Source organism: Synechococcus sp. H55.9, from assembly GCF_047462355.1.
Lineage (GTDB): Bacteria > Cyanobacteriota > Cyanobacteriia > Thermostichales > Thermostichaceae > Thermostichus.
Genome location: NZ_JANSJB010000007.1, coordinates 42,781 through 52,447 on the forward strand (window position 1 = coordinate 42,781; position 9,667 = coordinate 52,447).

Annotated in this window: 5 protein-coding genes; 3 read left to right on the forward strand and 2 right to left on the reverse strand. The window is 62.9% G+C overall.

The window, feature by feature from the left end; translation table 11 throughout:
* The coding region (locus NW857_RS02020; protein WP_414367819.1) for a phosphoglycerate kinase at positions 1 to 1,115 on the reverse strand (1,115 nt) is incomplete at its 3' end.
* 178 nt (positions 1,116 to 1,293) lie between these two features.
* Between NW857_RS02020 and pds the strand changes: the two genes are divergently transcribed.
* From pds to NW857_RS02035, 3 genes are all read left to right on the forward strand, one after another.
* Complete coding sequence (pds, locus tag NW857_RS02025) at positions 1,294 to 2,706, forward strand: 15-cis-phytoene desaturase (protein WP_414367822.1); 1,413 nt, start codon at positions 1,294 to 1,296, stop codon at positions 2,704 to 2,706.
* 116 nt (positions 2,707 to 2,822) lie between these two features.
* A complete protein-coding gene (locus NW857_RS02030) occupies positions 2,823 to 3,701 on the forward strand; it encodes a phytoene synthase (protein WP_414334895.1) in 879 nt (292 codons plus the stop codon).
* Between the two features lie 74 nt (positions 3,702 to 3,775).
* Positions 3,776 to 4,576 carry an ABC transporter permease gene (locus NW857_RS02035; protein WP_414334894.1) on the forward strand — a complete coding sequence of 267 codons (801 nt, stop codon included), beginning with the start codon at positions 3,776 to 3,778 and terminating at the stop codon, positions 4,574 to 4,576.
* Here the strand turns inward: NW857_RS02035 and NW857_RS02040 are convergent.
* Complete coding sequence (locus NW857_RS02040; protein ID WP_414367821.1) at positions 4,573 to 9,618, reverse strand: DEAD/DEAH box helicase; 5,046 nt, start codon at positions 9,616 to 9,618, stop codon at positions 4,573 to 4,575. The two genes, NW857_RS02035 and NW857_RS02040, sit on opposite strands and share 4 nt — an antisense overlap.
* Positions 9,619 to 9,667 lie beyond the last annotated feature (49 nt).

Genomic DNA, 9,667 nt, shown 5'->3' on the forward strand with positions numbered 1-9,667 from the left:
ACCGAGTCGCCGCCGCCAATGATGGTGATGGCCCCGGCCTGGGTGAGGTCGGCCAGGGTGCGGGCAATGGCTTCTGTGCCCGCGGCAAAGCGGTCGAATTCAAATACGCCCATCGGCCCGTTCCAGACTACGGTTTGGCACCCCTGCAGGGCAGCCTGGAAGGCTTTGACCGATTCGGGGCCGATGTCCAAGCCCATCCAGTCGTCGGGAATGGCGTGGATGGAAACCGTCTGGGCGTTGGCGTCTTTGTCAAACTTATCGGCCACCACCACATCCACCGGCAGCAGCAGCTCTACGCCCCGCGCTTTGGCCTTCTCCATCAGAGAGCGGGCCAGCTCCAGCTTGTCAGTTTCCACCAAAGACTTGCCGGTTGGGATCCCTTGGGCTTGGTAGAAGGTGAAGATCATGCCGCCGCCCAGCAGGAGCTTGTCCACTTTTTCCAGCAGCCGCTCAATGACGCCAATCTTAGTAGAGACTTTGGAGCCGCCGATGATGGCCGCCAGAGGTCGCTGGGGGTTCTCGATGGCGCCGGAGAGAAACTGCAGCTCCTTTTCCACCAGGTAGCCGGCCACGGCAGGCTGGAGGTAGGCGGTGACGCCGGCGGTGGAGGCGTGGGCGCGGTGGGCGCTGCCAAAGGCATCGTTGACGAATAGATCAGCCAGGGAGGCCAGCTTGCGAGCAAACTCCGGGTCGTTGGCTTCCTCTTCCGGGTAAAAGCGAACGTTTTCCAAGAGGGCCACCTGTCCGTTTTCCAGGCGGCTGACCACGGCTTCCGCCTCAGGGCCAATGCAGTCGGGCGCAAAGGCCACCGGCTGGCCCAAGAGCTGGGAAAGACGGGTGGCCACAGGGGCGAGGCTATTGCCCTCGCGGGTGATCTGGAGGGCGCCGGTCTCTTTGTCTTTTTTGATGGGGCGGCCCAGGTGGCTGGTGAGGATGACCTTGGCCCCCGCCTGGGCCAGAGCTTGGATGGTGGGCAGCGAGGCGCGGATGCGGGTGTCGTCGGTAATGTTGCCCTGGGGATCCAGAGGGACGTTGAAATCGGCGCGCACCAGCACACGCTTGCCGGTCAGATCAAAGCCCGATGACAGCAGGGATCCCAGTGTTTGTTTGGCCATCGTCGTCCCTCCCCCTGGAACCAAGAGAATCGCTTTTTTACTTTTTCTTCCGTATCCTACCAGGGATCGGATCCCGGCGGGAAACAAGTGCTCTCCGGGTTCTCTCCCCACCGCCGGTGGCTGGAGCGATTGTAACGGTTTGCAAATAGAATAAATAATGTTGCTCATTGTCATCATCATGCGTGTTGCCATTGCTGGAGGGGGGCTGGCGGGGCTGGCCTGTGCCAAGTATCTGTGTGATGCCGGGCATCAGCCGCTGCTGTTTGAGCGGCGGGATGTGCTGGGGGGGCTGGTGGCCGCCTGGAAGGATGCCGACGGGGACTGGATTGAGACGGGTTTGCACAACTTTTTCGGCGCCTACCCCAACACCTTGCAACTGTTCCAGGAGCTGGGTATCTCCGATCGCCTGCAGTGGAAGGAACACAGTTTGATCTTCAACCAGCCGGACAAGCCGGGCACCTACTCCCGCTTTGACCTGCCGGACATTCCCGCTCCCTTCAACGCCATTGTCGGCATCCTGCGCAACAACGACATGCTCACCTGGAGCGAAAAGGTGAAATTTGCCCTGGGCCTAGTGCCGGCCATGGTGCGGGGCCAGCGCTACGTGGAGCAGATGGATCGCTACAGCCTCTTAGAATGGCTGCGCCGGCAGGGCATCGATGAGCGGGTCAACACGGATATTTTTATCGCCGTCTCCAAGGCGTTGGCGTTCATCAACCCGGACGAGATCTCGGCCATGGTGCCCCTGACGGCCCTGAACCGCTTTTTGCGCCAAAAGGACGGCTCGAAGATCGCCTACCTGGATGGCGCCCCGCCGGAGCGGCTTTGCCAGCCGATGGTGGACTCCATCGTAGCCCGCGGCGGCCAGGTGCATTTGAATGCGGCGCTGCAGGCCATCGACCTCAACCCCGACGGCAGTGTAGCGGGCTTTCGCTTTCTCACCCCTGCCGGGCCGCTTCAGGTCACCGCCGACGCCTACGTCTCAGCCCTTTCGGTGGATGCACTCAAAGAGCTGCTGCCGGCCCGGTGGTGGGAACTGCCCTATTTTCAGCAACTGCGCGAGCTGGAAGGGGTGCCGGTGATCAGCCTGCAGATTTGGTTTGACCGCAAGCTCACCCACATCGACCACTCGCTGTTTTCCCGCTCGCCGCTCTTGAGCGTGTATGCCGACATGAGCAACACCTGCCGCGGCTATGCGGATCCACAGCGCTCGATGCTGGAGCTGGTGCTGGCCCCGGCTGCCGAGTGGATCGACCGCAGCGACGAGGAGATCTTCGCCGCCACGCTGGAGGAGCTCCAAAAACTCTTTCCCCAGCACCTCACCGGCCCCAACCCGGCGCGGGTGCGCAAATGGGTGGTGGTGAAAACGCCGCGCTCGGTCTATAAGGCCACACCGGGCCGGCAGCAATACCGTCCCACTCAGGTCACCCCCATCCCCAACTTTTTCTTGGCGGGCAGCTACACCCTGCAACCCTTCCTGGGCAGCATGGAGGGGGCCATCCTCTCCGGCAAGTGGGCAGCCGAGGCCATCAGCAAGGGGAGCCCATCCCCGGCGGCTGCGCTCTCAAGGTTGGCAACCGCAGGGGTTTGATCGCCTCATTTGGAGCAACCTGACTGTCGGGGCTATCCAGCCTGTCCGCTTTCCCGTAGTGTTGAGATGTGCCCTCGCTGTCCCCATCTGGCCCCGCGCCCCTGGAGATGAGCCCGATGAGTCCGCTGGAGCAATCTTTTGCCCTCTGCCGCCAGATCACGGCCAAGCACGCCAAGACGTTTTATTTGGGATCCCTGCTCTTGCCTCGACCCAAGCGGCGGGCCATCTGGGCCATCTATGCTTGGCTGCGGCAGACCGATGAGTTGCTGGATGGGCTGGAGGCCAGCCAGACGGCGGTGGAAGTCACCCGCAGCAAGCTGGAGCAGTGGGGATCCCATCTGGAGTCCTTGTTCCAGGGGGGGGAGCCGCAAGCCCCCACCGACCTGGCCTTGATCCACACCATCCACACCTACCGCCTCTCGATTGAGCCCTTCCGCGAGATGCTGCGGGGGCAAAGCATGGATCTGGACACCCGGCGCTACGCCACCTGGGAAGACCTGCGGGTTTACTGCTACCGGGTGGCCGGGGTGGTGGGGCTGATGTGCTCGGAGATCATGGGGTTTGTGCCGGGTCGGGATGGCCGCGAGGAGGCGGTGGCCCTGGGGATCGCCATGCAACTGACCAACATCTTGCGCGATGTGGGGGAAGATGCCCGCCGCGGGCGGATCTATTTGCCTCTGGAGGACTTGCGCCGCTTCAACTACTCAGAGCGGGATTTGTTTAACTATGTCATCGACGAGCGCTGGATGGCCCTGATGGACTACGAGATCCGGCGAGCTCGAGAGCTCTATGCCCAAGCGGAACGAGGGATCCCTACCCTGCAGCCGGACTCCCGCTGGCCGGTGGCCGCTTCTTTGATGCTCTACCGGCAGATCCTCAACGCCATCGAGCGCAACCACTACCAGGTGTTTCGCACTCGGGCCTATGTGTCCACCCTGAGCAAGGCGCTGGCGCTGCCGGTGGCCTGGTGGCGCTCCAACTACTACGGCTATTAGTAGTGACAGCAAGCCGTTTCCCACTGCGGATCCCAGTGGGCAAGCCCCAAACCCGTAAAGAGCGAGGAAAACCTATGGTGATGCCCTATCGGCAAATCTGGGAAGACAGTTTAACCATCTTCTGGCGCGACTGGCTGGATCTGCGCGGGCGGGTCTGGCAGGTGGTGGCTTCGGGGCTGGTGGCCCCCCTCATCTACATCGTTGCTTTTGGGGTGGGGCTGGGCGGATCCCTGCGGGCCGAGGCCCTGGCTGACGTAGGCGGATCGACGGCGGCAGGTTCCTATTTACGCTTTATTTTGCCGGGGATGGTGGCTCTTTCGGCCATGACGATTAGCTTTGCCGGCACTACTTTCTCCATTTGTGGATCGCGGCTGTTTACCAAGAGCTTTGAGGAGCTGCTGCTCTTGCCGGTGCATCCGCTGGCGCTGCATTTGGGCAAGGTGTTGGCGGGCATTGCCCGCGGCCTGCTCACGGCCTTGGGAGTGTTGGCGGTGGGGGTGCTGGGGACAGGAGCCTGGGGCCTCCTCCATCCCCTGGCGCTGTTGGTGCTGCTTTTGGATTGCGCTGTCTTTGCCGGCATCGGGGTAATCGCCGGCTTAAAGGTGCCCAGCTTGGAGAGTGTGGGCGTGCTCACCAACTTTTTGATTACGCCCATGTCCTTTCTGGGGGCCACTTTTTTTGATCCCAGCCAGTTGCCAGGCTACCTACAGGTGCTGGTCTATTGCCTGCCCCTTTCCTACGCCAGCATCGGCATGCGGGCAGCCGCCTACCAGCCCCCTGCCCAGTTCCCCTGGTACACAGTGGCGGTGCTGGCGGGGTTGGCAACCCTTCTGGCCCTGGTGGGTGCCTACCTGTTTTCCCACCAGCAGGATTAGTTGCCCTTGCCAAACACCTCTGGGTAGCGGGCCAGTTGCTCCTGCAGGTCTTGGTCGTAGCGCAGGGCAATTACCCGGTAGCCTTGTCCCAAAAGCTGGGAGCGCACTTGGCGATCCTGGGCAGCCTGGTCGGGCTCGTCATGCACTGCGCCATCGCAAAAAACACAGACGTTGGGCTCGTAGAAGAAGTCGACCACGCAGCGGGGATCAGGGATGGCCTTCTGGGCGTCGTCGGGAAGGCGGTAGCCTTCTTCGGCCAGCAACTCCAGAAAGCGGCGCTCCAGGTGCGAGCGAGGGTCGATGAGCTGGCGCAGCCACTCCAGCTGCTCTTGGCGGGAGCGGCCCAGGGGACGCAGCTCGGTGCGGCTGTGGGCCAGCTCTCCCAGAAGATCCCGGATCTGGTGGCGGTCCAGCTGCAGCGCCTCCCGTTGGTTGGCGTAGCTGAGCAGGCACTCGTAGCAGGCGGCGCGGCACTCAGGCCGCAGGTCTTGGATCCCGGCTTCTGAGAGCTGGAAGTGGCAGATCTCCAGGGCTGCTCGCGCCACCTCCGCCATGGCCTCTGGCTCCTCCACCAACCGCTGCAGGACGCCGGCTCCCCCTTCTGCCGTCTCGTAAAACAGCAGGGCCCGATGGGATCCCTGGCCAATGGACTCGGCGGCCAGCTCCGTCTCTTCTAGCTCAAAGGCCTCTTCGATCCCCCGCTTGAGGGCGTAGCGCAGGCTGGTTTCTAAAGGTTGGGGATCCCCTAAACCGGGCTGCGCCAGGCGCACCAGTAGCAGGTTGTGGGTACTGCGCACCGCCAGGCGGATGGACTGCAAGGAGGCTCGGTTGGACAAGCCCGCCCTGCTCCGCTCAAGCTGAGCTCGCGAGGGGACTTCCCCATTTTCAAAGTTGACCGAGAACCCCCGCCCTCCACTTCCCCGCCAGCCGTGGTTGATGCGCAGCAGGGTGGCCGCCGGGGCATAGCGCAACTGCAGCAGGGGGGTTTGTCCGCTCAGCACATCAGCTTCTTGGACGCGGTAGCCAGAGCTTTCGGAAGCAAACTGGAAGAAGGTCTGCAGCTCGTAGCCTTGTCGCCGCCGCTCCTCTTCGTCAGCCGTGATGCGATCCCGTCGCCGCATGCGCACATTGGGCATTTCCAGAAGCTGGGTCAAGAGGCTATTTTGCCCATCGAACGGGGTGCCGCAGACCGGACAGCGATCTAGGTAGGGATCCGCAAAGGCCCCACAGCTAAAACAGAGCTTGTGGCTACTTTTGCGCTCCTCCAGACCGCCGGGCGGCGCCTGGAACGCCACCGCTTCCCACTGGCAGCCTTCGTGGTAGAGGAAGTTGTGGGGAGCAAACTCGCGGATGGCCAAAAAGCGGGGCCGGGCGATGAACTCCCCCTCGCCGCCGCGGGGCACCCAGGCCCGCACGGGCAAGGCCGGAAAGTTGTAGCCGGGCAGGAAGCCTTCGCTGGCCAAGTAGCGGTAGGGGTAGAAGTCGCTTTCCTCCCGCTGGGTGTCGATTTGGAGCAGCAGATTCCGCTGGCGCAGGGCTTCCCGCTGGCGGCGCTCGGCTTCCTGCTGGTCTTTCTTTTCGCGAGTCGTCTGGAGCTGGCGGTTAGCGGCTTCCAACTGCTGGGTGGCAGCCCGATAGAGTTCTCGCCAGCGGTCGAAAGCTCGGTCAAAAGCCTGGGGCGCCTCTTCGATGACCTGCTGGAGCCAGCGGCGGCTAAACCAGCCGCTCTGATCCAGAACCTCTCGATCGGCGGCCAAGAGCGCCTCCACCCGCTCCATCACCTCTTGCCGGGCCGCTTCCCCTAGCTGGATTTGGGCAGCCACCTCTTCCCGCAGGGGCAGCCCCTCGCGATCCAAATCGAGAACTCTTTCCATGGAGTTACCCAGGGGCAGGCGTACCTGGGCCAGCCAAACGGCGTGGATGTGAGCCCGCAGTAGCGCCTCGTTGGTTAAGTCCAGGCGGGGAGGGCGGACACGACCGGCCACCATCTCGGCGCGGCGGCGGAAGTAGTACTGGTCGTGGCTGTTGAAGGCGCCGCAGTAGCTGAGGATTAGCCCCGCCTGCCCCTGGCGACCTGCCCGACCGCTGCGCTGGGCGTAGTTGGCCGGAGTGGGCGGCACGTTGCGCAGATGCACCAGATCCAAATCGGCAATATCGACCCCCAGCTCCAGGGTTGGCGAGCAGACCAAGTAGGGAAGGCGGCGAGCTTGGTCTTCCCCGCGAAAGCGCTTTTCTCGCCACTCCCGCTCTCCCGCTCGAACCACCTGGGCCGTGTGCTCTCTGGCCTCCAGGGATCCCAGCCCTGCTGCCCCGCTCCGATACAGGCGCTGGAAGAAGAGATTGACGGGGCGAGGGGCGGAAGCGTAGCCCTCCTGCTGAGCGCGGCGGGAGTACAAGGGATCCGCAGGCGGCGGCGAGCCATCGCCCAGGCACCAGCGCAGACAGCCAGCGTTGAGCTGGTAGGCTTCCTGGCCATTCTCCCGCCGCAGCAGGTCGTAGCTGACTAGAAGAGAAAGCAGGGATCCCAAAAGCTGGTCGTAGGTTTCCCGGGTTAGCTCAAGGCGCTTGGCAAGAAAGCGTCCGATGGCGCTGCGGGGGCCTAGGCTGAAAGTTGTCCCGTCTTGTCCGTTGCGGCTTTGGCGGACAAAGCAGGTAGCCGTCCGCAGCTCGTCGTACTCTTCTAGGCCCCAAAACTCGTTGAGGTGTTGCTCGGCGCGTCGGCGCAAGTTTCTCTGGAACTCGGTTCTGAGCACAGGCACATCGATGGCCAGTTTGCGCCGAAACTGATCCAGCAGAGCCCGCAGCAGGCGTTCCCGCTCCTCGACGCTGGCCTGGACAAACCAGGGATTGAGGGGGGCCAGGGCCGAGCTCTGGCAAAGCTCCTTGAGGCCGCGGTATTCAATTTTCAACAAGCCCACCTGTTCCAGGTTGGGGTGGGTAACCCGCCAGCCGCGCCGCAGATCCTCGTAGAGGCGGTATTCGGTTAGCTCCGTAAAAGTCCGCCAGACCTCTTGGGCAGCCGGCGACTGGGGATCCAGCAAGGGGTTTTGGGCAATGGCGGCAAGGGTGAGGCCGGCAGCCTGCACCACCTCTGGGGCCACTTCTGCAAAGCCCAGCTCTTGCTTTTTAAGAAGGGCAGCGTAGAGCGAGGCCCGCAAGAGGGCCACGTGGACAAAGTCGTTGAAGTGGCCGGCCTGCAGGGAGGCATCCTGGCGGTTGTCGGTAAAGGTAAGCAGCTTGTCCTGGGCTGCCCCCGTTTGAGCAGCATGGCGCAGCAGAGAAGTGGCCAGAATGGTGGTGGCGCTGGAGCGGCCTTCGCTAGAAAGGGAAGCCAGCTTGGCAAACTCCCGCTCCCGTCCACTGTAGTACTCGCCGCAAGCTAGGCAGAGAGAAAAGGGCTGGGGCTGCCACCACAGCTTCTGGGTTCCTGCCTGGGGCACCTCGGAAAAGGAGCCGTCCGGGCGGACCCAGACCGCTTGGGGGACGCGCCTTCTCCAATGGGGCTTGAGCCGGCCTTCAGGGGTGTACCAATCTTCCGGGATCTGTTCCTGCGACCACTCCCCCTCCAGGGGATCCAGACTCAGGTAGCCAGCTTGCTGCTCTTCGCTTTCCTCCACCTCTTCCCCGAGGGGATAGGGCACAAAGCGATCCCCGGACTTGAGGACATGGTAGTAGTCCTGCCCGCACTGGCGGCAGAACTTGACAGGGAAAAAGAGCTTGCCCTCACCGGCCTGCATCTGCCCCTCCAGGGAAAATTGCCGCTTTTCCCGGCTCTCCAGAGTGGCGTAGAGGGTGCGGCCCTGGGAGATAAATTGGTGCAACTTGAAGGCCACCCCCCTGTTGCCGTCTTTGAGGTTGCTGGCGTGGGCGAGGAACTGGCGCAGAGACTCAGCGCAGAACTGGGGATCCCTGTCAACCTGCTTGGCCAGTTGGGCGGCGACCTCAGAAAGCTCCCTGGGCAGGCGGCGCCTGAAGCCGCCATCGGGCGTGGGCTCCAGGCCCAGTTCGTACTCCAGCCAGCGCGTCAGGGGGTGGCGGCGCAGGGTGGCCAGGTCGGCGGGAGGGGGAGAGTCGAGGGCGCTTTTTAGCTCCGCTGCACTAGGAGAGTCACCCTCACTAAAGGGATCCAGGGTTTCCTCGATAACGTGCTCCGCTCTGAAGGGATAGCCAAAGAAGCGGCTGGCAAAGTCGGCCACAATCTGGCGGCGCTCCTGGGCGGTGGCTTCTGGCCGGGAGATCATGGTGGCGCTGGTGCCGATGTGGACAAGGTTTTGGGCGGCGCAGCGCTCCTTGAGGCGTCGCACCAGCATGGCCACATCCGCCCCCTGTCGACCGCGGTAGGTGTGTAGCTCGTCAAAGACCAAAAAGCGCAGTCCACCAGGACTTAAGAAGCGCTGATCCTCAGGGCGAACCAACAGCAGCTCCGCCATCATGTAGTTGGTAAGCAGAATCTGGGGCGGCTTCCGCCGCAGCTCTTCCCGATCGCTTTCGGCAGTTTCCCCGGTGTATTTGGCAAAGCGCAGGGGGAAAGGGCGACCATAGCGGCGCTCGTAGCGTTCGCGCAGGTCTTGCAAAGACTGGTATTGGGAGTTCACCAGGGCATTCATGGGATAGACCACCAGGGCCGTCACCTGGTGCTCGGATCCCTTGTGGCGGATCCAGTTGTCGAGGATAGGCAGGAAGTAGCAGAGGCTCTTGCCGGAGCCGGTGCCACTGGTTACCACGAAACTTTCTCCGGCTAGGGCCTTGGTGATGGCCTCCTCCTGGTGGCGGTAGAGGCGAAAGGGCCTGCCATCCTCAAAGCGGAAGATGTGGGCTGTTTCTTGGGCAATCCGTCCGGCTGCAGCCAACTCGTCAACGGTTGAGCCGTCCTTGTAAGAGGGGCTGAGCTGGACAAGCGGCTCTGGCCAGAGGTGGATCCCTTCTTCTAGCGCTTGGTCTACAAAGGCTTGCGCCCGTGGGTCGGCAACCAGAAAAAACGAGCGGACAAAATCGCGATAGTCGGCCAGGACAGCGGCGTGGAGATCAAAGATCGTGGACATCAAAGCTACTCCACAGGGCCCTCCTAGCCAACCTAAACCCAGTCTGGAA

Bases quoted from the DNA above. Each gene is read 5' to 3' on its own strand.
- NW857_RS02040 (WP_414367821.1), bottom strand. From the start codon at position 9,618: ATGTCCACGATCTTTGATCTCCACGCCGCTGTCCTGGCCGACTATCGC.
- pds (WP_414367822.1), top strand. From the start codon at position 1,294: ATGCGTGTTGCCATTGCTGGAGGGGGGCTGGCGGGGCTGGCCTGTGCC.
- NW857_RS02035 (WP_414334894.1), top strand. From the start codon at position 3,776: ATGGTGATGCCCTATCGGCAAATCTGGGAAGACAGTTTAACCATCTTC.
- NW857_RS02030 (WP_414334895.1), top strand. From the start codon at position 2,823: ATGAGTCCGCTGGAGCAATCTTTTGCCCTCTGCCGCCAGATCACGGCC.